Origin of the sequence: Microbacterium thalassium (assembly GCF_014208045.1) — a bacterium.
GTDB lineage: Bacteria > Actinomycetota > Actinomycetes > Actinomycetales > Microbacteriaceae > Microbacterium > Microbacterium thalassium.
The window spans coordinates 1,644,881-1,667,551 of sequence record NZ_JACHML010000001.1; the positions used below are offsets into that span (position 1 = coordinate 1,644,881).

The following is a 22,671-nucleotide window of genomic DNA, read 5'->3' on the forward strand; positions in this document are numbered from 1 at the left end:
GATGGGTCACCCGGCCCGTCTTCACCAAGAAAAACGAAGGAACAACACGATGAACAAGAAGCTCGGCGCCTTCGCGCTCCTGGGTGCTTCGGCCGTCGTCCTCGCCGGTTGCGCCGGCACGCCCGAGGCAGCGCCCGAGCCGGAGACCGGCGACCTGACCGTGTGGCTGGTCGGTGCGGACACGCCTCAGACGGCTCGCGACTACCTGGTCGAGACGTTCGAGTCCGAGAACGAGGGCTGGACCCTCACCATCGAGGAGAAGACCTGGGCCGACGTGTCCGACACCTACACCGCGGCGCTGTCGTCCAACGACTCGCCCGACGTGGTCGAGGTCGGCAACACCCAGGCGCTCGGCTTCGCCGACGCGGGTCTCTTCCTCGACATCTCGGACATCCAGGGCGACCTGGGCGGCGACGACCTGCTCGGCGGCCTCGTCGACGCGGGCACCTACGAGGGCTCGCTGTACGCCGCTCCCTACTACGCCGGCGGCCGCGTGGTCTTCTACAGCCCGATGCTCGTGGACGAGGTCCCGACGACGCTCGACGAGTACGTCGCGCTCGGCAAGGAGCTGACCACCGACACGGTCTCGGGCATCTACGCTCCGGGCAAGGACTGGTACAACGCCCTTCCCTACATCTGGGCGCACGGCGGCGAGATCGCCGTCCAGGACGGCGACACGTGGGACGCGCAGTTCTCCAGCGCCGAGAGCCTCGCCGGCCTCGAGCAGCTGCAGGACGTCTACGTCAACGCGACGATCGCTCCGGCCGACGGCAACGAGCTGATGGGCAACATCGCCTTCTGCGCCGGCGAGGCCGGCTTCCTGTCGAGCCCGGCGTGGGCCGCGGGCAACCTGACCGGCGCGTGGCCGTGGGCCGACGAGGCCGCCGGCCAGAACTCGGAGGGCTGCCCCGACACCTACGCGAAGGACCTGGGCGCGATGGCGCTGCCGGGCCTCGAGGCGGGCACGACCGCCCCGATCTTCGCCGGTGGCTCGAACATCGCCGTCGCGACCAAGTCCGACGCCCCGAACAAGGCCAAGGCCGCCCTGCAGATCATGCTCTCGGAGGACTACCAGGCCCTCCTCGCCGAGCAGGGTCTGACCCCGGGCATCGTCTCGGCCGCGTCGTACCTGCCCGACACCGCCGTCGCCCAGGCTCAGGCCGCGGCGCTGGCGAACTCGAAGGGCACCCCGGCCAGCCCCAACTGGGCTGAGGTCGAGGCCGCTCAGATCATCCCCGACGCTCTCGTGAAGATCGCCCAGGGCGGCGACGTCGCCGAGATCGCCGCGGAGCTCGACGAGCAGATCGAGGCCATCCTCAACTCCTGATCCCCTCAGGACCCGCGCAGGGGGTCCCGTCCTCCGGGACCCCCTGCCCCCGGGCCCATCGCGGCCCGATCGCGGACCGCTCCCTCGGACAGGCTCAGCCGCACCGCCGCTGCACCTGTCCCGGAGATCGGTCCCCCCCAACACAACAAGCCCATCCCCGTCGTGCGGGGCACCTGTCGTGCCCTGCGCATCCCCCGGTACTTTCGCAACATCCAGAGAGGAGGCGACATGAGCGAGACCGCAGCCCTCATCACCCCGACCGATGACAGCCGATCGCGCCAGCGGGCGCCCCTGAACCCGCGCGAGAAGTCGCGTCGCCGCCGCGAGGCGCGCGGCGCGTGGACCCTGCTCGGCCCGTCGCTGATCATCCTCGGCGTCATGGTCGGCTACCCGGCCGTCCTCATGGTGATCCAGTCGTTCACCGACTACACCGTCAAGAACAAGGTCCAGGGCACCCTTCCGGACTTCATCGGCCTCGAGAACTACATCGACCTGTTCACGCAGTCCGACTTCCCCGCCGTGCTCATGCGCAGCCTCGGGCTCATGGTCGTCCTGACGGTGCTGAACCTCACGTTCGGCATCCTCGTCGCCGTCCTCATGACCCGCCTGAGCAAGGCATGGCGCATCGTCGTCTCGGTGGGCCTGCTGCTGGCGTGGGCGATGCCGCCCCTGACCGCTACCGTCGTCTGGGGCTGGATCTTCGACACCCAGTACGGCGTCGTCAACTGGCTTCTGAACACCGTCACCGGCACGAGCGACTGGACGAACCACTCATGGCTGCTCAACCCGTGGTCGTTCTACCTCGTGCTGACGATCATCATCGTGTGGCAGTCGGTGCCGTTCGTCGCCTTCACGACCTACGCCGGACTCGGCCAGGTGCCCGGCGAGGTGCTCGAGGCGGCGTCGCTGGACGGCGCGACCGGCTGGCAGCGGTTCCGCCTCATCGTCTTCCCGTACCTGCGCAGCATCCTCACCGTCGTGCTGGTGCTCCAGATCATCTGGAACCTCCGCATCTTCACGCAGGTCTATGCGCTCCAGAGCCGCGGCGGTCTCGCGTCCGAGACCAACGTCCTCGGCACGTACCTGTTCCGCCAGGGCGTCGGCGAGTTCGGCGCGACCGCCGCGATCGGCGTCGTCATGGTCATCCTGCTGCTCGCCCTCTCGTGGGGATACGTGCGCACCACCCTGAAGGAGGAGGAGCTGTGAGCACCCAGGTCAGCGTCCCCACCCAGCTGTCGACGGTCGGCGTCGACGACGTCCTCGGCGAGGTCGGCCAGGCCAAGACGCCGAAGAAGCGCTCGATCCGCGCCCGCCGCCCCTCCGCCAAGCGCACGGTGTACCGCACCCTGCTCAACATCGCCGCCGCGATCGTGTTCGGCCTGAGCGTGTTCCCCGTCTACTGGATGGTGAACATGTCGCTGACGCCCAACAGCGAGATCGTCAGCCGCGACCCGAGCTTCTTCCCGTTCCACCTGACGCTCCAGAACTACGTCACGGCGTGGACGCGCGAGGCGGCCCCCGGGCAGACCGACTTCCCGCACGCGCTGATGACCTCGATCACGGTGACGGCGGGCGTGCTGATCGTCACGCTGCTGTTCGCCTTCCTCGCCTCGATCGCCGTCGCCCGCTTCCACTTCAAGGGCCGTCGCGGCTTCATCATCTCGGTGCTGATCGTCCAGATGATCCCCGGCGAGGCGATGATGTTCACGATCTACGGCATGATCGACGACTGGCGTCTGATGAACACCCTGCTGGGCCTGGGCATCGTGTACGTGGCATCCGTCATCCCGTTCACGATCTGGACTCTGCGCGGCTTCGTCGCGGGCGTCCCCGCCGACCTCGAGGAGGCGGCCATGATCGACGGCTGCACCAAGTCGCAGGCGTTCTGGAAGGTCACCTTCCCGCTCCTGGCCCCGGGCCTGATCTCGACGGGCATCTTCGCCTTCATCCAGTCGTGGAACGAGTTCACGATGGCACTGCTGCTGATGAAGGGCTACAATCTGCCCCTCATGCCGTGGCTGAACGCGTTCCAGTCGTCGAGCGTCGGCGGCTCCGTCGACTGGGGCGCCGTCATGGCCGGTTCCACGCTCATCGCGATCCCCGTCGTGATCTTCTTCCTCATCGTCCAGGGACGCATGACCGGCGGCCTCGTCGCCGGGGCGGTCAAGGGCTGATGCGCGCGAGGAACGCAGCCGCCTCCCGAGGGGAGGGCGGCCGATGAGAGTGGGACTGGACGTCGGCGGCACCAAGACCGACGCCGTCGCGGTGGCGCCCTCGGGCGACATCGTCGCGCGCCTGCGCCGCCCGACGGGGTGGGGGCCGGATGCCGTCGCCCGCACGATCACTGATGTCGTGGCGGCACTGGCCGCCGAGCCGGGCATGGAGTCCGAGCGCATCAGCTCCGTGGGGGTCGGCATCCCCGGCCAGGTCGAGCCCGGCACCACCCGTGTCGTGCACGCGGTGAACCTCGGCGTGGACGACCTCGACCTCGCGGCGGCCGTCGGCCCGCGGCTGGGCGTGCCGGTGCAGGTCGAGAACGACGTGAAGGCCGCGGCGCTCGGCGCCGATGCCATCCACCGTGCCGCGGGGCGCGAGGTCGCCTCGATGGCCTACCTCAACCTGGGGACGGGCGTCGCGGCGGGCATCGTCGCCGACGGCGTACTGTGGCGCGGTTCGCGCGGGGCGGCGGGCGAGGTCGGCCACATCCCGGTGGACCTGCACGGCCCCGTGTGCCGGTGCGGCCAGCGCGGCTGCGTCGAGGCCCTCGCCGGCGGCGGCGCCATCGCCGCACGCTGGCGCGAGGCCCCGTACCCGGTGCTCGACGTCTTCGACGCCGCGGATGCCGGCGACCAGCGGGCGCGCGAGCTGCGTGCGGGTCTCGCGAGCGGCGTCGCCGCCGCGATCCGCGTGCTCGTGCTCACCGCCGACGTCGACACGGTCGTGCTCGGCGGCGGTCTGACCGCGCTCGGCGACCGCCTGCTCGACGACATCCGCGCGGAGCTGCGGACCGCTGCCGCGGCATCCGCCTTCATGCGCTCCCTGCACCTCGACGAGCGCGTCGAGGTGCTGCCCGTCGGGTCGCCCGCGGCGGCGCTCGGCGCCGCGATCGTGGGAGCCACCCGTGACCCCGAGGAGGTCCTCGCCCATGGCTGAGATCGTCATCGTGCCCGACGCCGCGGATGCCGGCGCCCTCGTCGCCGACGAGATCGTGCGGATCGTCCGCGCGAACCCCGAGACGGTGCTGGGGCTGGCGACCGGCTCCACGCCGCTGCCCGTCTACGAGGCGCTGCGGCCCCGCATCGCCGGCGTCGACGTGTCGCGGGTGCGCGGCTTCGCGCTCGACGAGTACGTCGGCATCGATCCCGCCCACCCCGAGTCGTACCGCTCGGTCATCACGCGCGAGGTCGTCGAGCCGCTGGGCCTGGACCCCGCGCGCATCCGTGTGCCGAACGGGTCGCTCGAGGGCATCGAGCACGCGGGCGCCGACTACGAGGCGGCGATCGAGACCGCGGGCGGCGTCGACCTGCAGATCCTCGGCATCGGCACCGACGGGCACATCGGCTTCAACGAGCCCGGCTCCTCGTTCGCGTCGCTCACGCGCGTGAAGACCCTGACCGCGCAGACGCGCGAGGACAACGCGCGCTTCTTCCCGTCGATCGACGACGTCCCGATGCACTGCATCACGCAGGGCCTGGGAACGATCCTGCGGGCGCGCCACCTCGTGCTCCTGGCGTTCGGCGAGGGCAAGGCGGCGGCGGTCGCCGGCGCCGTCGAGGGCCCGCTCAGCGCCTCGGTGCCGGGGTCGGCGATCCAGCTGCACCCGCACGCCACGGTGGTCGTCGACGAGGCCGCCGCATCACGCCTCGCCCACGCGGACTACTACCGCTACACCTTCGCGAACAAGCCGGAGTGGCAGGGCCTCTGAGGCTTCTCCCGATCATCACGCAGCTGAAACACACCGGCAACGAGCGGGGCGACCGGCGCCCCTAATCTGAGGACATCAGCACCTTGGGGGAGGGGCGCCGGTGGACGTGCCACGCAGAACACTGCTCGCAGCCGGCGTATGGGCGGCACCCGTGGTCATGGCCGTCTCGGCCGTCCCCGCGGCCGTCGCGAGCGAGCCCACCGCCTCGGCGCAGCTCAGCGCGTCCTTCGCCCCCGTCAGCGCCAGCGGTGTTCACGACATCGACCTCGTGATCTCCAACGCGTCGGCGACCGTGGCGTCGACGTCGGCGGTGTGGCAGCTCACGACACACGGCGGGTCGCAGATCCTGGGCATCACCGCGTCGTCGGGTTCGGTGGCGACGCCCGCGGCCGCCGACGGCGTGCGCGCGCTGGGGGCGGTGCTCCCCGGCGAGGAGATCGGCTTCACGCTGCAGGTCGATGCGCGCCCGGCGCCGACCGGCGACGTGCTCACGGTGACGGTCATCGACGACGGGGAGGTCGTGGCCCTGGCGACCGTGACGATCCCCGGCTACACCGGCGAGCGGCCGGACCTCGTGCGCTCGTTCGGGCCGAACGGCACGCACTGGCCCGCCCACACCCCCTGGATCGGGCTGGTGGCGCCGAACGTCCTCGAGGTGGACTGCACGTGGCCGGCCATCGCGGCGGCGATCCGGTCGGTCAGCGACGAGCAGGCCGCCGAGGGAGTCCACATCCGCGTGCGGCCGGGGACGCTTCCCGGTGACGGTGCCGGCAGTTCGGCCGACGGAATGATCGACACCGCCGGCAGCGTCTCATGGGCGCAGAACGTGCTGGTGTCCCCTCGGGACGGCCGGGGAACGGTGACCATCACGGACTCCGCGCGACTGCGGAGCGTGCACGGGGTCACCTTCGCGCGCATCGACGGGCGCGCGATGCTCCTCACCAACTGCTCGCGGAGCGCGTGGGCTCAATCGACCTTCGCCCGCGCATTCGGGATGACCTCCTCGTACACGACCGTCACGGAGAACTGCGGAGCCTATGAGGTCGTCGTCCGCGACCCGCGGGTCGGCGGCGGCGACATCTCCTGGTACGCCGCCGGGGACGGCTGCGTCCTGGACTCCTGCGTGTGGGAGGGCTGCTACAGCGCCCCGGTGTTCCGGGCATCGGGCAACAAGTCGCACGACGACACGCTGCAGATGTACGGCTCCGGCTGGTACCGGGGTCTGACGGTCCGCGACTCGACGCTCTTCGGCTCTCTGAACTCGGCGCTTCAGATCGGGGGCGTGAGCCCGTCGGACCCTCGATCCGGCGAGCCGTTCGTGACCCTCGATCACAGCATCCTCACCTCGCAGCGGACGGCGATCACCGTGCGGTTCGGGCTGCCCGAGGGCGCCTACGACCCCAAGCGCACCCAGGCGATCAACGGCACCGGCGACCCCGGCAACATGTACGCGCGGGACTCGCACGTGTTCGGCTCGATCTCGGAGAGCAACGACTGGCAGGGCGAGAACTCGACGGTCTCCGAAGCGAGCAGCGCGAGCGACGCGCCGGGCGGCTGGGAGTTCGACGGCACGCTCGCCGGATGGACCAGCGAGACGTTCGACGCCGTCACCCCCGAGCCGACCGACGCATACCTCGCGCAGATCTGGTCGTAGCGGTCCGTTCGGCGGCTCAGGACTCGCGGGAGGCGGATGCCGGGGCCGGCTGCTCGGGCGGCGGGGCGCCGTCCTTCTTGCCGACGCTCTTGAGCACGCGATCGATCGCGGAGCCGCGGCTGGCGGTCTTGTCCCACTGCGAGAGCGCGACGGCGATGAGCAGCGACAGGCCGTAGAACAGGTCGTTGACCCAGCGCGGGAGCCCGGCGAGCTGGAGGCCCTTGATGCCGACCGCGAGCACGTACATCGCCACGATGGTGCCGAGCACGTTGAACCGCCCGCCCCGGAACTGCGTCGACCCGAGGAAGACCGCCGTCAGCGCCGGCAGCAGGAAGCTCGGGCCGACGGTCGGGTCGCCCGCGTTGAGCCGGCTGGTCAGAAGGGCCCCGGCGAGGGCGGCCAGCGCCCCGCCGGCGGTGAGCGAGCCGATCCGCAGCCGCTCGACGTCGACGCCCGCGAGCTTCGCGGCCTCGGGGTTGAAGCCCACGGCGTACATGCGGCGTCCCACCGGGGTCCGCTCCAGCACGTACCACGTGACGACGGCCACCAGCAGCAGGATGTACACCGGCACCGTGATGCCGAAGAACTGCGTCGTGGCGATCTCGCGGTAGGCGGGGTCGAGCCCGAGGATCTGCTGGCTGCCCGAGACCCAGGCCATGCCGGCGAGCAGGATCGAGCTCATGCCGAGCGTCGCGATGATCGGCTCGACGCGCAGCTTCGTGATCACCAGCGCCGTGACGTAGCCGATGAACGCGCCCACGATCAGGACGGCCGGCAGCTGGAGGGCGATCGGGAGCCCCGCCTTGGCGAGCAGCCAGGCCGACAGGATCGCCGAGAAGCCGACCTGCGCGCCCACCGCCAGGTTGAGCGAACCGGCGACGAGGGGAATGAGCGCGGCGATCGCGGCGAGTCCGGTGAGTGCCTCGGCGTCCAGGAGCGAGCGCCACACGCCCACCTGGAGGAACTTCTCGGGGATCCACAGTGAGAAGACGGCGAACAGCGCGATGAAGATGTAGATCGCGCTCATGTTGCGGAACGACAGGGCGCGCAGGATGTCGGCGCGGGATCGGGTCACGGGTGCTCCTCTGGGCGGGATGCGGGGGAGTCGGGCAGGCCGTAGCCTTCGGCGACGAGGCGATGCTCGGTCAGGTCGGGGCCGCTGAGGACGGCGGCCGCGCGTCCGTCGCGCATCACGACGACGCGGTCGCAGATCGTCAGCAGCTCCTTCGCGTCGGAGGAGCTGACGAGTACGGCAGTGCCCTCCGCCGCGCCGCGCTCGAGCGCGCGGTAGATGGTGGACTTGGCGCCGATGTCGACGCCCTGGGTCGGCTCATCCAGCAGCAGCACGGCGGGACGGTCGCGCAGCGACCGGGCCATCACGATCTTCTGCTGGTTGCCGCCGCTGAACAGCGAGATGCGCTGCTCGGCGCGGGGCGGTCTGACGTCGTAGTCGGTGAGCAGCTGCGCCGCCTCCGCGCGCTCGCGCCTCAGCGAGAGACGGCCGAGCGGGCCGGTGAGGGTGCGCAGCTGCGGGAGCGTGAGGTTCTCGCGCGCGTTGAGCTCGCGGACCATCCCGAGGTGGGCGCGGTCGGCCGGCGCGAACGCGATGCCGCGACGGATGCTCTCGGCCGGCGTCCGAGTGGGGTAGGGGGAGCCGGCGACGCTGAAGCGCTCGGCGGTCCCCGCGGTCGCCCCGTACAGGAGCGACGGCACGGCCTCGCGGCCGGAGCCCAGCACGCCGGCGACGCCCACGATCTCGCCGGGCCGCAGGTCGAGGTCGAGATGCTCGACGCTGCCGCCGTGCAGTCCCCGGACGGTCAGCACGGGCTCGTCGTCGCCCCGCCGGGTCGCGCCGCGCTCGTGGGCGATCGCCGCGGCATCCGCCCCGGTGATCAGCTCGACGAGCCGGGACTCGTCGACGTCTTCGACGGGGTCGTCGGCGACCTTGACGCCGTCGCGCAGCACCACGATCCGGTCGGCGAGGTCCAGCACCTCGTCGAGGCGGTGCGAGACGAAGATGATGCCGGCCCCGTCGGCGGCGAGCCGCCGCACGGCCGAGAACAGCACGTCCACCTCGCTGCGGTGCAGTGATTCGGTCGGCTCGTCGAGCACGAGGACGTTCTCGGTGTGGGTCCAGCCGTCCAGCGCGCGGCTGATCGCGACGATCGCGCGCTGCGCGGGGCTCAGCCGTCGCAGCGGGCAGTCGACGTCGAAGGGGGGCCCGAAGCGCGAGATCAGCTCGCGCGTGCGCTCGCTCTTGCCGCGTCCGCCGTACGGGGCGAGCGCGGCCGCACCGCCGCCGCGGGCGAGCGCGAGGTTCTCGGTGGCCGACAGGTCCTCGACGAGGGCGAGGTCCTGGTGGATGAAGTGGAGTTCTGTTCCGGGGGCGAGCGAGATGCGCCCGGCGTTGGCGGTGTAGGCGCCCGAGAGGATCTTCACGAGCGTCGACTTGCCCGAGCCGTTGTGGCCGACGATCGCGACGATCTCTCCGGGGCGGACGTCGAGATCGACGTGGTCGAGCGCGGTCAGTCCGGGGAAGACCTTGACCAGGCCGGTCACGTGCAGCAGCGGGGGTGCGGCGGCCGGTTCCGTCATTCGGGTGCTCCTGTGGGGGAAGGGGTGCCGGGGAGGCGCTGGGCGCCTCCCCGGCGGTCGTCAGCCGACGAGCCAGATCGCAGCGAACTGGTCCTGGTAGTCGGGGATGGAGACGTAGCCGGTCACCGGGTCGTCGGGGACGTTCGACTGGTCGGTGATCCGCGTGAGCGTCGATGCCCGTGTCTGGGCGTCGGGCCACTGGTACTCCTGGCCGGCCATCTCACGCAGCAGCTGATCGAGGATCGTCCACATCATGAGGTTCAGGTCGACCGACAGCGTCGCGTCCTCGTCGCCCGCGGCGATCTGCTCGTAGTTCGGCGGCGCCGTCCACATGCCGATCCCCTTGACATCGATGCCGGCGAGCTCGAGCTTCGCGGGAAGACCGATCTGCACCTCGTCGACGGCCGAGATGAAGTACTCGGTCTGGGGGTTCGCCTGCAGGTCGCTGACGACGCGGTCGGCGGCGGTGGAGCCGAGCTCGGCGATGGGGATGTCCACCGTGCGCACCGTGCAGTCGGGGCACAGCTCGCCGATCTTGGACTGCACGCCCTCCATCTCGTACGGCGAGAACGGGAACTCGGGGATGTTGTAGAACACGTACTCGGTCGCACCGCCCGAGCGCGCGATGGCCGCGGCGCCCAGCGCCTCGCCGTTCGAGGTCATCCAGTCCGGGCCGTTGAACGCCTCGGGGAGCCCGTACTCCACGGTGTTCATCACCGAGCCGCTGGCGATGGGGATGCCGAGGGCGTCGAGCTGCTCGATCTGGGACTCGAAGAAGATCGGGTCCAGCGTGATGTTGATCACGCCGTCGGGCTCGAGCTCGACGACCGTGTTCATGGCGGAGTTGATGCTCTGCGCGTCGCGTCCGACCTCGACGCGTTCGAGGTCCAGTCCCAGCATCTCGGCCGGCGTCTGCAGGTTGCCCCACATCACGGCGCTCACGGGCGTGCCCACGTCGAGGTAGATGACGTGGGTCCCCTCGGGGACGGGTTCGTCGAGCGGCTCGGTGATGAGGAGGTTCTTCTCGCCCTCGCCCAGCCAGGGTGTGATGAACTCCTCGGCGGCGGAGACCGCGTCGCCGCTGTCGGAGCCGGTGTCGGTGGAGTCGGTGTCGCCGCCTCCGCCGGAGCACGCGGTGAGCACCACCGCGCCGGTGGCTACGAGAACGGCAGCCCTCGCCGTTCGCGTCGATCGTCCATGCATCATCGCATTTCCTTTCTTCCTGGTGCCTTTCAGGTGGGACCCCGCCCGTGCGGACGGGGTCAGAAGGGGTACTGCTGGATCGAGGACTGCACCGTCACCCACTGCGTGTCGGTGAAGGCTTCGATGTTGGCCTCGTGCCCGCCGAAGCGCGCTCCGGTGCCCGAGTGGCCGGTGCCGCCGAACGGCGCCTGCGCCTCGTCGTCGACGGTCTGGTCGTTGATGTGCACGATGCCGCTGTCGATCTGGTCGGCCAGCTCGAACGCGCGGAACGCGTCGCCGGCCAGGATCGCGACCGACAGCCCGTACTCGGTCGCGTTGACCATGTCGATCGCCTCGTCGATGTCGTCGAAGCGCAGCACCGGGGCGACGGGGCCGAAGATCTCGTCCGTGAAGGCGACGTGCTCGGGGCGGACGTCGCCGAGCACGGTGGGCTGGTAGAAGAGGTCGGTGTACGTGCCCCCCGCGGACAGGCTTGCGCCGGCGCCGACCGTGGCGGTGACCAGGTCATGCACCCGGTCGCGCTGGCGGACGTCGATGATCGGCCCCAGCGGCGCTCCCGTGGACGGGTCCGCCGCCTTCAGCGCGCGCGCCTTCTCGCTCAGCAGGGACAGGTACTCGTCGTACACGTCCGCGTGGACGATGTGCCGTCCGGTGGTCATGCAGATCTGCCCCTGGTGGAGGAACGACCCCCAGGCGCCCGCCGAGGCCGCGGCGGCGACGTCGACGTCGGGCATGACGATCATGGCGTTGTTGCCGCCGAGCTCCAGGTGCGCGCGCTTGAGGTTCTTCCCGGCGCGCTCGCCGATCGCGCGGCCGGCCGCCGTGGAGCCCGTGAACGAGATCACCGGGACGCCGGGGTGGTCGATCATCACGGTCGCGGTGTCGACGCCTCCCGGGACGACGGCGAACAGGCCCGCGGGAAGGCCGGCCTCTTCGAGGATCGCGGCGAGGAACAGGCCGCCGGCGATCGACGTGCGGGGGTCGGGCTTGAGCACGACCGCGTTCCCGAGTGCGAGCGCCGGGAAGACCGACCGCGTCGCGAGGATCGCGGGGAAGTTGAACGGCGAGATGACGCCCACCACGCCGACGGGGCGGTGACGGGCCAGGCTCAGGCGCGGGTGAATCGACGTGAGCAGCTGACCGTACGGCATCACGGCCGTCGCCGCCGCCTGGCGAGCTTCGGAGACCACGAGGCCGACCTCGAACGCGGCCTTGCCCTGTGCCGAGCCCGCCTCGTCGATCAGCCACCGCGACAGCACGTCTGCGTGCTCCTCCAGCAGCCCCGCGACGCGGTGCATGACGTCGGCGCGCTCCTGCGCCGGACGGCGCGCCCACTCGCGCTGCGCGGCATCGGCGCGTTCGATCGCCTCGGCCATGTCGGCGGCGCTGCCGACGCCGATTTCGGCCACCGCGGAGCCCGTCTGGGGCGACGTCACCGTCGCCGTCCCGTCGAGTCGGACCCAGCCGCCGATATAGCCGCGGCCCTCCCAGAGCTCCTGTGCGAAGAACGTCATCGTCTCTCCCGTCGCCATCGTCGGTGTCTGCCACGGTTCCAGCGATCCCCTGCGGCGAACCGGCGTTTTGTGCAGTGCGGGGGCGCGTTACCCACTCGTGACGGAAACGGGCTGGCCGCCGTCGCGGTCCCGGGCTAGGCTCCGGGAGCACCAGGAGGCCTCAACGTGGTTGTTCTCGATGTGGAGAGCGCCGACGATTGGGAGACGATCGTCAGCGGATGCTTCGTGCCGCTGCGCTGTGCGGGATTCGAGCCGCGCTTCGCGGGCCGGATGGAGCACGAGTCGCTCGACGAGCGGCTGTCGGTGTCTCTCGTGACCACGTGCGGCACGAGCGCCGAGCGCACCGAGCGGCTGGCCGACCGTGCCGAGAGCGACGACATCCATCTGTCGCTGCAGCGGTCCTCGCGCGGCATCGTGTCGCAGGAGGGTCACGCGGCGTCGGTCCGGCCGGGCTCGGTGAGCGTCTACGCGACCGATCGCCCCTACTACCTGGACTATTCCTGGAGCGATCAGCAGCAGCTGATCGTGCAGGTCTCGCGCTCGTCGCTCGGGGCGCCGTCGGCGATGATCGAGCAGGCGATGCAGCGGCTCGCGGTGCCGGGCGGCTGGGACGCCCGCGCGGCGCGGAATCTGTTCTCATACGCGGGGGCGCTGCCCCTGGAGCATGGTCGCGTCCAGGTCGCCGAGACGCTGCGCGACCTCGCCGCGGTGATGATCCGATCGTCCTTCGGCGAGGGAAGCGGCATCCCGCGCACCTCGGGAGGGCTGCGCCACGCGGTGCACGAGTACTTCCGCGAGCACGCCACCGAGCCGGGGATCGACATGGACCACGTCGCGAACCGGCACTTCGTCTCGAGGCGCCGGCTCTACCAGGTGTTCGAGGAGGTGGGCGAGTCGCCCGCGCGAGTGCTGCGGGGGGAGCGGATGCGGGTCGCCGAGGAGCTGCTGCGCTCAGCACCCGAGCGCACCGTCGAATCGGTCGCCTACGACTCCGGCTTCCGCGATGTCACGACCTTCACGCGCGCGTTCTCGCGCGCTCACGGGCGCACCCCGAGGGAGTGGCGCGCCGAGCAGCACGCCGTGTGACCCGCGGGGCGGGCTGGGAGTGCGGCATCCGTCCTGCTAGCATCGCGCTTGATCCGAACAAGGGGTGCGGATGAGCCGACGGCGCTCCCGGGTGCTTCTTCGCACCGCGATCATCGCCGTGTCGGCGCTGTGCGCGGCCGTGCTGGTCATGCTCGCGGTGGCCGCCCTCGAACCGGAGCATGTGCCGCCTGCCCCGTGGTCCGAGTTCTGGAACCCCACGTCGTGGGCCGTGATCACGGTCGCCACGGCGCTCGCCGCCCTGCTCGGCTGGCTGGTCTCCCTGCAGGGCACCCGTCGCTACGGCACACGGCGGCTGGTGGCCATCGGCATCCTCGGCACGTCGGCGGTCGTGCTCGCGTTCGTGTCGTACGTTGAGTGCGCCGCCGAGGCGGTCCCGTTCTGGAGCCCGCTGACGTGGGCGATGGAGCTGTTCCTCGGTGTCGTGCCCGAGGTGTTCGGCGTCGTCCCCGGGTGCGCGGCCGAGCCGCCGCTGGCGCTCCTGGCCGCGCGCATGCTGGTGATCGCCACCGTCGGCATCGGCTTCGCGGCCGCGGTGGCGGTCGTCTTCCGCTCGCAGCTGGACGTGCTCCGGATGCGGCGGACCGGTTCGCGCGTGGTCGTCGACGGGCCGCTCGATGTCACGCTGCCGGCCGCCGAGCGCGTGCGCACGCGCCTGGACGAGCGCACCATGGTCGTCGTCCGCGCCGACCCCAACGACCCGCCGCCCCCGCAGCCGCGGCATCCGGGCATCGTCGTGCTGCGCTGGTCCGACTCGCCGGACGTGGCGCTGCGCACCTTCGCCCTGCGCTCGCGTCCGCTGCGGGGAGACCGCATCGCCCTGCACGGCTTGTTCCTCCTCGGCCCCGTCGCCGGCACGAACCTGAGCCGGTTCGAGCGCCTCGCGGCCCAGCTCGCGGAGCTGCCCGACGACTCGCCGCGCCACATCCGCGCCGTCGTGCGCATCGACGACGTGTGGGTCGCGGAGTACTGGCGCCGCCGCCAGGTGGACCGGCCGGGCTGGGCGCTCGACGCCGTCGGCGTGTACGAGGCCACCGCCGAGGCCCTCGTCGAACGGTGGATGCGCGACGGCTGCGATCGTGTCGCCGTCCACGGCGGCTCGGACCTCGTGCTGGCGATCGCCGCCGAGGTCGCCGAGCGCGCACGCGAGCGCGCGGCGCGGCGCACGCCTGTCGGCGGCCCGCCCCCGCGCATCGTGATCGTCGGAGCGGACGCCTCGTCGCTGCTGCGCCGCCACACGCTGCATCAGCGTGCGTTCGGCAACGCCGCCGCCGACGTCGAAGCCCTCGACGACGACGACGCCGAGCACGGCTTCGTCACCGCGCTGGCCGGCGCGACGGCGCCTGCGGTCATGATCGCCCCCGCGGAGGACGCCCCCGTGCTGAGCCCGTCCGAGATCGCGGCTGCCCACCCGGGATGGCCCGTGTACGCGCAGGTGGAGGAAGGCGGGCCGATTCCCGAGGAGCCGGTCATGGAGCAGCTCTATCCCTTCGCGGCCGCGATCGGCGATCTCGGCCGCCCCGACCGCTGGGAGCGCGTGGCCCGCGTGGCCCACGAGAACTACCTCGACGACCACGGCGTCGATCCCGCGCACCCGGCGCGCCGCCCCTGGGACCAGCTGGGCGCCTTCTACCGCGACAGCAACATCCGGCTGGTGCGCGAGACGCTCTCGTCCGCGGTCGCGGTGGGGCGGACGTGGGGGTCGGTCCCGCCGGGCGCCGATCCCGAGGACACGCACCCCACCGACGCGCAGCTCGACGAGATGGCCCGACGCGAGCACGAGTCGTGGCGGGCCCGCCACCTCGAAGCGGGGTGGCGGCACGCGTCACGGCGCGACGACGCGCGGCGGCTGCATCCGCTCCTCGTGCCGTGGGACGAGGTCGACGCCGCCGGGAAGGCGAAGACCCGCCGCTCGGTGCTGGACGCCCTGGGGCTGCTCCGCGCCATGGGGTACGCATCGCGCCCGGCGGCGGGAGGCGACGGAGCCGGCCCCGCCGTGTGGCGCAGCTTCCGCCGCAGCGGCGAGGTCAGCGCCGAGCGCGTGGACGAGGCGTGGACCTGGACGACGTCGACCGGCAGTGCCATGCAGGCGCTGCCGGGGGACTGGCGCGTCCGCGACGGAGCGCGCGAGTGGTCGGTCAGGCCGCCGGAGTTCGCGGACATGTACGAGCCCGCCGGCGACGGGCGGTGGCGCCGTCGCGGATCGGTGCGCGCGACCCGCGTCGAGGAGCCGCAGACGGTGCAGACGCTCGAGGGATCGGCGCACGCCGAGGACGGCGACTGGATCGTCGAGGGTGAGAACGGCGAGCGCTGGGTCGTCCCCGACGCGCACTTCCGTCAGGCGTACGAGCCCGAGACCTGACGCCCGTTCGCGCGGGTCACCGCCATGCGAAGCGGATGAGGTGGTTGCGGCTGAGCGGCGCCAGCGGCGCCGCGTCGATCTCGGCCTCGGTCAGCCAGCGCAGCTCCTCGATCTCGGCGCCGGCGGAGGCGCTCCCCGCGGGGACCCGCAGGCGGAACGCGTCGGCGACGACACGGTGGTCGGGCTCGTTCGCGGCGGTGTCGCTGAAGCGGCCGAGCGGCTCGAAGGCTCCGGGGTCGGCGATGATGCCGGTCTCCTCGGCGACCTCGCGCACGACGGCGGCGAGGGCGTCCTCACCGGGATCCGGCTTGCCGCCCGGCTGCTGGAACACGTGCGCGCCGCGCTTGCGGACGACGAGCGCGCGCCCGTCGTCGCCCACGACGACGGCCGCGCTGACGTGCACGACGCCGCTCACGGGGTGAACACCTTGCCGGGGTTGAGGATGCCCTGCGGGTCGAACACGCGCGTGATCCGCCGTTGCAGCTCCCACTGGTCCTCGCCCAGCTCATCGACCAGCCACCGTCTCTTGAGCACGCCGATGCCGTGCTCGCCGGTGAGCGTTCCGCCCAGGCGCAGCGCCGCGCGGAAGAGGTCGTCGGCGGCGTCCCAGATGTGCGGCGGGACGGCGGCGATCCCGTCACCCTCGGACTCCGACGCGTCGAACACGAAGTTCGGGTGCAGATTGCCGTCGCCGGCGTGCGCTACCGTCGGGATCACGATGCCGTGCTCGCGCTCGACGCGAGCGATCTCGTCGAACATGTCGGGCAGGGCGCTGCGGGGGACGGAGACGTCCTCGATGAGGGTCGTCCCCAGGCGCTCGATCGCCGGATGCATCGACCGGCGGATCGCCAGCAGCCGTTCGCCCTCCTCGCGGTCGTGCGACACCGCGACGGTGCCGCCGGCCCCGCGCAGCACCTCGGCGATGGCGTCGGCGTCGCCGGCGGCCGCCGGCCCGTCGGTCTGGATCGTCAGCTGCGCCGCCCCGGGCGTCGGCGCGTCGAGACCGAGCAGGTCGTGGATCGCCGCGAGGGCCGCGGCATCCACCAGCTCCATGATCGACGGCTGGACGCCGGACGCGGTCACGGCCGCCGACGCGGCGGCCGCCGAGCGCACGTCGGGGAAGGTCACCGCCACCGTGCACACCGCGCCGGGGACGAGCCGGCGCAGCTTCAGCGTCGCGCCGACGACGACGCCGAGCGTCCCCTCCGAGCCGATCACGAGCGAGGTGAGGTCGAGCCCCGTCACGCCCTTCACGGTGCGGTGGCCGAGGCGCATCAGGCGGCCGTCGGCGAGCACGAGGTCGACGCCCAGGACGGCGTCGCGCACGACGCCGTACTTCGCGCACAGCAGTCCTCCCGCTCCCGTGGCGATGTTGCCGCCGACGGTCGCGATGTCCCGGCTGGCGGGATCGGGAGCCCACCACAGCCCGTGCTCGGCGAGCGCGGCGTTCAGGTCGGCGTTGATGATCCCCGGCTCCACGACGGCGATCAGATCATCCGGGCGCACCTCGAGGATGCGGTCCATGCGCCGCACCGACAGGGCGATCTCGCCGGGCCCCGCGATGGACCCGCCGGCCAGACCCGTCCCGGCGCCACGCGTGACGACGGGCGTGCCGGTCTCGGTGGCGATCTTCAGCGTCGCCTGGACGTCGTCGACGCCGCTCGCGTGCACGACGGCGAGGGGCCGGCCGGCGGCAGCGTGGCCGGACTTGTCGGCGCGGGCCGCGTCCAGGGCGGCCGGCGAGGTGTCGACGCGGTCGCCGAGGAGCGACCTCAGCCGTGCGACGACGTCGACCGGCATCAGGCGAACCGGCGCCGTCCGGCGAGGACGCCGATCACGACCGCGACCACGCCGTAGCCGAGGCCGAGCCACGTGGCCCCCATGCTCCACCAGGCCATGCCTGCGGCGGCATAGACGAGGATCTCGATGACCGCCCGGACGAACGGGTGGACGGCGAAGACCGCGCGGGGCGAGACGAACAGCGCCCACACGAGGATGGCGGCGACGGGCGCGAGGATGCCGACCACGATGTTCCACGGCAGCGACCACATCGCGAAACCCCAGATCGCGAGGGTCACGAAGGCGAACAGCTCGCTGATGAAGGCCAGGATGTCGATCGGCGCGAGCGGTGTGCGCGTCCCGGCCTGGGCGTTCGCGTCGGCCTCGGCGCGGGGGGAGTCGGACATGGCCTCCAGTCTACGGCGGCGCGCCCCAGGCCCCGCCTCAGACCAGGTCGGTCAGCTTCGCGCCCAGCGGCCGCCCCTGCCCGTCGCCCGAGACGTAGCGCAGCTCCACGCGGGTGCCGACGAGCAGCTCCCACGGTTCCGCGGTGAGCACCAGCACGCCGTTCCCGGCGTCGTCCAGGCTGGTGCGGGCCACCTCCTCGCCGCGGATGCGGGCCCGCACGGTGGCGCCCGGTTCGCCCGACAGCTCGATGCTGAACGTCACGGTCCCGTCGGCCTCGGTCGTCGACGAGCTGGCGACGATGGTCGGCACGCCGTCGGGGAGCACCGCGGACTCGACCACGGCCTCTTCGATCGGAGCGGGGTCGGCCTCGTCGCCGGGATCGGCCGGTTCCGCGGGCGCGGGTGCCGGGGCGGGCGCCGCGGCGTCGACGTCGTCGTCGGGCGCGATGGGGTCCTCCGGCGCCGGCGCCGGGGAATCCGGCTCGGTGCCGTCGTCGTCTGCCGGGTCGCGGGTGACGACGGCGTCGGGGTCGTCGGGGCCTTCGACCGTCGCGTCGATCGACAGGCTGTCGGCGGCATCCGGAGCCGCGGCCGACGGGGCGCCCCCCTCGGGCGTGCTCAGGATGGCCGCGCCGGCGAAGACGCCGCCGATGACGACGACGGTGGCCGCCACCAGGCTCACCATGGCGCCGACCCCGATCGAGCTCGACGAGCCGGATGCCGCAGCCGCCGTCGATTCGGCGCCGGCCGGCGCGGGCGCGACCGCGGCGCCCGCCGTGATCGTCGACGGCATCGCCGCGAGCGCGACGGCGGGGACGGCGCCACCCTGCAGCGACGCGAGGTAGCCGGCCGTCCCGGCGATGCCGACCGTGAGGGGCAGCAGCACGAGCGCGAGGCGATGCGAGACCTCCTCGGCCTCACCGGCGACGATGATGCAGCGCGCGCAGTCCTTCAGATGGAGCTCGATCCTGCGGCGGTCGCGCCGGGCGGCGTTGGAGCGGGCGTACGCGCCGAGGCGTTCGATCGTCCACTGGCACTCCGAACCGTCGTGGACCGAGCGCAGATGCGCCTGGATCCACGCCTCGCGCAGACCTTCGCGTGCGCGGAAGGCCAGCTGTGCGACGGCCGAGGCCTTCATCCCGAGCAGCGGCGCCACCTCGGAGGGCTTCATCTGCTCGATCTCGGTGTACCACAGCACCTCCTGCCATCTGGTCGGCAGGCTCCGGAACGCCTGGTTCGTCAGGCTCCGGTCGAGCGCCTCGGCGGTGGCCTGCTCGCTCGTGGCGGGGTCCTCCATCGTGTCGAGGACGTCGATGGCGGTCTCCTGGCGCGCGCGCCCCCAGGTGGCGGCCGTGTTGCGGATGCTGGTGAACAGGTAGGCCCGGAACGATCCGGTCGGCCCGCCGCCGTTCTGGATCGACTGGAAGATGCGGGTGTAGGACTCCTGGACGAGGTCGTCGGGGTCCAGGGACGACGTGACCGAGCGGGCGACCGCGATGCCCGAGCGGTAGTGGCGGCGCCACAGCTCGGCGAAGGCGTCGGCATCGCCCGAACGCGTGCGCAGCACCAGGTCGGCATCGCCGAGAGCCGCCGTGGGGCGGTCGGCGGCGAGGTCCTGGGTCATGTCTCTCCGGTGGGGACGAAGCGGGCGGCGTCGGCGACACCGTCACCCATGAGACGCGCGACCATGGGGGGCATCACGCGGTCGCCCCATTCTCACGGCTGACACTCAGAATCGCCAGCCCGAAAGCGTGGTTCGTCCGGCTCCTGCGCACCAGGGCGCCGACCGGATCGGAGAAATCTCGCGAAACCGCGTCATGAATCGGCCCCGCCTGCATCTCATGGGGCAGAGGAGCATTCCGCCGGCCGCGCCGGGGGGCGTGCAGCCGGGCGGCAGACGTCCTGGATGTCCCGATCCAGGACGCGCGGGGCCGGGGAGGTGTCTCGGGGGAGGGACCTTCCGGCCCCGTGTTCCTCGGGGGGACGGGGGGAATGCGGCCGCCGCATCGCGGGGAATGCGGCGGCCGCCTCGCGCCGGTCATGATGCGTGGGCGCCGTCGATCCAGACGGAGCGGACGTCCAGTCCCGCCGTAAGCAGCACGGCATCGGCGCGGGCGCCCACGGCGAGGCTTCCGATGTCGGTCATGCCGAGCACGCGCGCGGGCGTCCGGGTGAGCGCGGCGACGGCGACCGGGAGGGCGACGCCGGCGGAGACGACGCGGCGCAGGGCCACGTCCTGCGTCAGGGTCGACCCGGCGATCGCGCCGTCGCGGGCGAGCCGCGCGACGCCGTCCTGGACGGTCACCGCCAGCCCGCCCAGCTCGTACGAGCCGTCCGGGGCGCCGGCCGCGGCCATGGCATCCGTCACGAGTGCGATGCGGCCGGGGGCGGCGTCGAAGAGCACCGCGACGAGTCCGAGGTCCACGTGCACGCCGTCGGCGATGACCTCGAGCACGACCCGGTCGTCGCGCAGCGCCGCCACGACCGGTCCCGGGGCCCGGTGGTGGATGCCCCGCATGGCGTTGAAGGCGTGCGTGAGCAGCGTCGCGCCGGCGTCGAAGGCGCTGCGTGCTGCGTCCGCGTCCGCGTCGGTGTGCCCCAGTGCGACGACCGTCCCGGCCGCGCGGAGCCGCTCGATCGCGGCCGTCGCGCCCTCGAGCTCCGGTGCCAGGGTGATCTGCCGGATCGTGCCGCGTCCGGCGGCGATCAGCCGGGTCACATCCTCGGCGCCGGGCGCGCGGAGCAGCCCCTCGGTGTGCGCGCCCTTGTGGCCGGGATCCAGGAACGGGCCCTCCAGGTGCGATCCGAGGACGTCGGGGTCGGATGCCGCGAGTCCGGCGATCATCGTCACGCGTTCGGCGAGGTCGTCCACGGATGCGGTCACGAGCGAGACGACGGCGCGCGTGGTCCCGTGGGCGCGGTGGACGGCTCGCGCCGTGCGCACGGCATCCGCCCCCTCGTCGTGGTTGCGGCCGCCGCCTCCGTGGGTGTGCAGGTCGACGAAGCCGGGGGTGAGGATCGCACCCGGGCCGGCGAGCTCCGTGCCGTCGACGACGGTGTCGGCCGCCTCCCACGTCGCCCCGGCCCCGGTCGCGACGACGCGTCCGCCGTCGAACCGCACCCACGCGTCCGGGGTCTCGGCCCCGTCGTCGACGAGGCGGACCGAGTGGAGGACGGTGGACATCAGCGCACCCAGTCGATCTCGTCGGCGGCGTCGAAGCGGATGCCGAGGCCGTCCCACAGGCCGGCGAGCCCCGCGACCCGGCCGCGGAACGACTCCCACGTGCGCTGGTCGCTCGCTCCCGTCGCCGGCGACCACGCCGCCTCGGCGGCCGCCGCGATGCGGGGGAAGGCCAGCGCGTCGATGTCGGCGGGCGTGCGGACCGTCTCGGTCCACAGCGGCGCCTCGACGCCGAGGATGTCGGCCTCGCCGATCCCGTCGATCACGTCGGCGGGCTCCCACTCGTACGCGCGCCTCACGCTCGTCGGCCCGTTCGCCCACGTCAGGCCGAGGTCGGAGTCCGCCCGCGGCTTCATGTCGAGGTACACGGCATCGGCGGGAGACAGGATCACCTGCGCGCCGCGGCTCACGAAGGCCCGGGCCGTGTCGTCCATGCCGTCGGTCGGAGTCACGCCGCCCCAGTACTGGCCGACCGTGTCGGGGTGCAGGCCGCCCGCCGCCCCCGCCTCGTGCCATGTGACCGGCGTCTTCCCGAGGTCGGCGACGATGGCGCTCGCGCGCGCGACGAAGGCGGCGAAGTCGGCCGGGTCGGTGCCCAGGCACTCGTCGCCGCCGAGGTGGAGGTACGGGCCGGGCGTGAGCGAGGCGAGCTCGCCGAACACGTCGGCGACGAAGTCGTAGGTCGCCTCGTCGTTGATGCGCAGCGACGAGAATCCGACCGCCAGGCCGTCGTACGCCTCGCCCGCCGCCGGGGGCTCGCCGCCGTAGTCGCTCACGATCTCGAGCATGTGCTCGGTGACGACGGGATCCTCGGCGAGCTCGGGGTAGGCGAGCCCGACGGCGTGCGTGTGGCCGGGCATGTCGATCTCGGGGACGACGATCATGTGCCGCGCCGCCGCGTACGCGACGAGGTCGCGGTACTCGTCCTTCGTGTAGAAGCCGCCCGGGTCGCCGCCGACCGAGCTGCCCGAGGCGCGCTCGGTCAGCGCCGGCCGGGAGTCCAGGTGCAGGCGCCACCCCTGGTCGTCCGTGAGATGCAGGTGGAGCGCGTTGAACTTCAGGCCCGCGGCCCGGTCGATGTAGCCGCGCACCGCCGGGACGTCGAAGAAGTGCCGGGCGACGTCGAGCATGACGCCGCGATAGGCGAACCGCGGAGCGTCCTCGATCTCGACGGCCGGGATCACCCAGCCTTCGGTGTCGGGCTCGATCAGCTGCGCCAGCGTCTGCACGCCGTAGAAGAGGCCGGCGGCGTCCGCGCCCACGACCGTGGCGCCGTCCTCGGCGACGCGGAGCCGGTAGGACTCCGCGGCGCCGCCGGGCTCGACGCGCAGGTCGATGGCCGAGGCTGCGGTCGCGGGCGCACCGCCGTCGCCGCCGAGCTCGCGCGTCCGCAGCCCCGTGCGGGCTTCGATCAGCCGTGTCAGCTCGCGTGCGGCATCCGCATCCCCGGTCGGGCGCGTGCGCTCGTCGAGGACCAGCGGCGCGCCGCCGGTCTCGTGGACCGACGAGGGGATGGGGACGAGCGAGAGGGGCGACACCGGACCTCCAAGTAAAGAGTCCTAACAAAAAGGATGTCGCCAGCCTACCGCCGCTGTCGGCCGGTCGCGAGCGGGCGCCATC

Annotated in this window: 18 protein-coding genes; 8 read left to right on the forward strand and 10 right to left on the reverse strand. The window is 72.4% G+C overall.

What is annotated here, in order from left to right; genetic code table 11:
- Positions 1-49 precede the first annotated feature (49 nt).
- From HD594_RS07560 to HD594_RS07585, 6 genes are all read left to right on the forward strand, one after another.
- Entirely contained in the window at positions 50-1,327 is a 1,278-nt protein-coding gene (locus HD594_RS07560; RefSeq protein WP_184750357.1) for an extracellular solute-binding protein, read from the forward strand.
- 228 nt (positions 1,328-1,555) lie between these two features.
- A complete protein-coding gene (locus tag HD594_RS07565; RefSeq protein ID WP_184750358.1) occupies positions 1,556-2,533 on the forward strand; it encodes a carbohydrate ABC transporter permease in 978 nt (325 codons plus the stop codon).
- Positions 2,530-3,501: a carbohydrate ABC transporter permease gene (locus HD594_RS07570; protein WP_184750359.1), complete on the forward strand. Its 972-nt coding sequence runs from the start codon at positions 2,530-2,532 to the stop codon at positions 3,499-3,501. The genes HD594_RS07565 and HD594_RS07570 overlap by 4 nt, the downstream gene beginning before the upstream one ends.
- Before the next feature lie 43 nt (positions 3,502-3,544).
- Entirely contained in the window at positions 3,545-4,480 is a 936-nt protein-coding gene (locus HD594_RS07575; protein WP_184750360.1) for an ROK family protein, read from the forward strand.
- Complete coding sequence (locus tag HD594_RS07580) at positions 4,473-5,252, forward strand: glucosamine-6-phosphate deaminase (protein WP_184750361.1); 780 nt, start codon at positions 4,473-4,475, stop codon at positions 5,250-5,252. Before HD594_RS07575 ends, HD594_RS07580 begins: the two co-directional genes overlap by 8 nt.
- 106 nt (positions 5,253-5,358) lie before the next feature.
- Positions 5,359-6,906 (forward strand): hypothetical protein, encoded by a 1,548-nt coding sequence (locus tag HD594_RS07585; protein ID WP_184750362.1) that lies wholly within the window; start codon positions 5,359-5,361, stop codon positions 6,904-6,906.
- A gap of 16 nt (positions 6,907-6,922) precedes the next feature.
- On the opposite strand, the gene HD594_RS07590 is transcribed toward HD594_RS07585, so the two are convergent.
- From HD594_RS07590 to HD594_RS07605, 4 genes are all read right to left on the reverse strand, one after another.
- The gene (locus HD594_RS07590) at positions 6,923-7,981 is read right to left on the reverse strand and encodes an ABC transporter permease (protein ID WP_184750363.1); all 1,059 of its coding nucleotides are present in this window, start codon (positions 7,979-7,981) and stop codon (positions 6,923-6,925) included.
- Positions 7,978-9,501, reverse strand: coding sequence for a sugar ABC transporter ATP-binding protein (locus tag HD594_RS07595; RefSeq protein ID WP_184750364.1), 1,524 nt, complete (start codon positions 9,499-9,501; stop codon positions 7,978-7,980). Before HD594_RS07595 ends, HD594_RS07590 begins: the two co-directional genes overlap by 4 nt.
- Before the next feature lie 60 nt (positions 9,502-9,561).
- Positions 9,562-10,647 carry a sugar ABC transporter substrate-binding protein gene (locus HD594_RS07600; protein ID WP_184750365.1) on the reverse strand — a complete coding sequence of 362 codons (1,086 nt, stop codon included), beginning with the start codon at positions 10,645-10,647 and terminating at the stop codon, positions 9,562-9,564.
- Between the two features lie 116 nt (positions 10,648-10,763).
- Positions 10,764-12,236 carry an aldehyde dehydrogenase family protein gene (locus tag HD594_RS07605; protein WP_246413922.1) on the reverse strand — a complete coding sequence of 491 codons (1,473 nt, stop codon included), beginning with the start codon at positions 12,234-12,236 and terminating at the stop codon, positions 10,764-10,766.
- A 147-nt stretch (positions 12,237-12,383) separates the two neighbouring features.
- On the opposite strand from HD594_RS07605, the gene HD594_RS17845 reads away from it, so the two are divergent.
- Both HD594_RS17845 and HD594_RS07615 read left to right on the forward strand, forming a co-directional pair.
- Entirely contained in the window at positions 12,384-13,304 is a 921-nt protein-coding gene (locus tag HD594_RS17845; RefSeq protein WP_184750366.1) for a helix-turn-helix domain-containing protein, read from the forward strand.
- Between the two features lie 70 nt (positions 13,305-13,374).
- Positions 13,375-15,684, forward strand: coding sequence for a RyR domain-containing protein (locus HD594_RS07615; protein WP_184750367.1), 2,310 nt, complete (start codon positions 13,375-13,377; stop codon positions 15,682-15,684).
- 16 nt (positions 15,685-15,700) lie between these two features.
- Here HD594_RS07615 and HD594_RS07620 read toward each other — a convergent pair whose 3' ends face one another.
- The 6 genes from HD594_RS07620 to HD594_RS07645 all read right to left on the reverse strand — a co-directional run bounded on the left by HD594_RS07620 (position 15,701) and on the right by HD594_RS07645 (position 22,589).
- Positions 15,701-16,099, reverse strand: a complete 399-nt coding sequence (locus HD594_RS07620; protein WP_184750368.1) for an NUDIX hydrolase — start codon at positions 16,097-16,099, stop codon at positions 15,701-15,703.
- The gene (locus tag HD594_RS07625; RefSeq protein ID WP_184750369.1) at positions 16,096-17,484 is read right to left on the reverse strand and encodes an FAD-binding oxidoreductase; all 1,389 of its coding nucleotides are present in this window, start codon (positions 17,482-17,484) and stop codon (positions 16,096-16,098) included. Before HD594_RS07625 ends, HD594_RS07620 begins: the two co-directional genes overlap by 4 nt.
- Positions 17,484-17,870, reverse strand: coding sequence for a YrdB family protein (locus HD594_RS07630; RefSeq protein ID WP_184750370.1), 387 nt, complete (start codon positions 17,868-17,870; stop codon positions 17,484-17,486). The genes HD594_RS07625 and HD594_RS07630 overlap by 1 nt, the downstream gene beginning before the upstream one ends.
- Before the next feature lie 37 nt (positions 17,871-17,907).
- Positions 17,908-19,494: a sigma-70 family RNA polymerase sigma factor gene (locus HD594_RS07635; RefSeq protein WP_184750371.1), complete on the reverse strand. Its 1,587-nt coding sequence runs from the start codon at positions 19,492-19,494 to the stop codon at positions 17,908-17,910.
- A 414-nt stretch (positions 19,495-19,908) separates the two neighbouring features.
- Complete coding sequence (gene nagA / locus HD594_RS07640) at positions 19,909-21,054, reverse strand: N-acetylglucosamine-6-phosphate deacetylase (RefSeq protein ID WP_184750372.1); 1,146 nt, start codon at positions 21,052-21,054, stop codon at positions 19,909-19,911.
- The gene (locus HD594_RS07645; RefSeq protein ID WP_184750373.1) at positions 21,054-22,589 is read right to left on the reverse strand and encodes a beta-N-acetylhexosaminidase; all 1,536 of its coding nucleotides are present in this window, start codon (positions 22,587-22,589) and stop codon (positions 21,054-21,056) included. The genes nagA and HD594_RS07645 overlap by 1 nt, the downstream gene beginning before the upstream one ends.
- Positions 22,590-22,671: the final 82 nt, after the last annotated feature.

Bases quoted from the DNA above. Each gene is read 5' to 3' on its own strand.
- HD594_RS07560 (WP_184750357.1), top strand. From the start codon at position 50: ATGAACAAGAAGCTCGGCGCCTTCGCGCTCCTGGGTGCTTCGGCCGTC.
- HD594_RS07565 (WP_184750358.1), top strand. From the start codon at position 1,556: ATGAGCGAGACCGCAGCCCTCATCACCCCGACCGATGACAGCCGATCG.
- HD594_RS07575 (WP_184750360.1), top strand. From the start codon at position 3,545: ATGAGAGTGGGACTGGACGTCGGCGGCACCAAGACCGACGCCGTCGCG.
- HD594_RS07580 (WP_184750361.1), top strand. From the start codon at position 4,473: ATGGCTGAGATCGTCATCGTGCCCGACGCCGCGGATGCCGGCGCCCTC.
- HD594_RS07595 (WP_184750364.1), bottom strand. From the start codon at position 9,501: ATGACGGAACCGGCCGCCGCACCCCCGCTGCTGCACGTGACCGGCCTG.
- HD594_RS07605 (WP_246413922.1), bottom strand. From the start codon at position 12,236: ATGGCGACGGGAGAGACGATGACGTTCTTCGCACAGGAGCTCTGGGAG.
- HD594_RS07615 (WP_184750367.1), top strand. From the start codon at position 13,375: ATGAGCCGACGGCGCTCCCGGGTGCTTCTTCGCACCGCGATCATCGCC.
- HD594_RS07625 (WP_184750369.1), bottom strand. From the start codon at position 17,484: ATGCCGGTCGACGTCGTCGCACGGCTGAGGTCGCTCCTCGGCGACCGC.
- HD594_RS07630 (WP_184750370.1), bottom strand. From the start codon at position 17,870: ATGTCCGACTCCCCCCGCGCCGAGGCCGACGCGAACGCCCAGGCCGGG.
- HD594_RS07635 (WP_184750371.1), bottom strand. From the start codon at position 19,494: ATGACCCAGGACCTCGCCGCCGACCGCCCCACGGCGGCTCTCGGCGAT.
- nagA (WP_184750372.1), bottom strand. From the start codon at position 21,054: ATGTCCACCGTCCTCCACTCGGTCCGCCTCGTCGACGACGGGGCCGAG.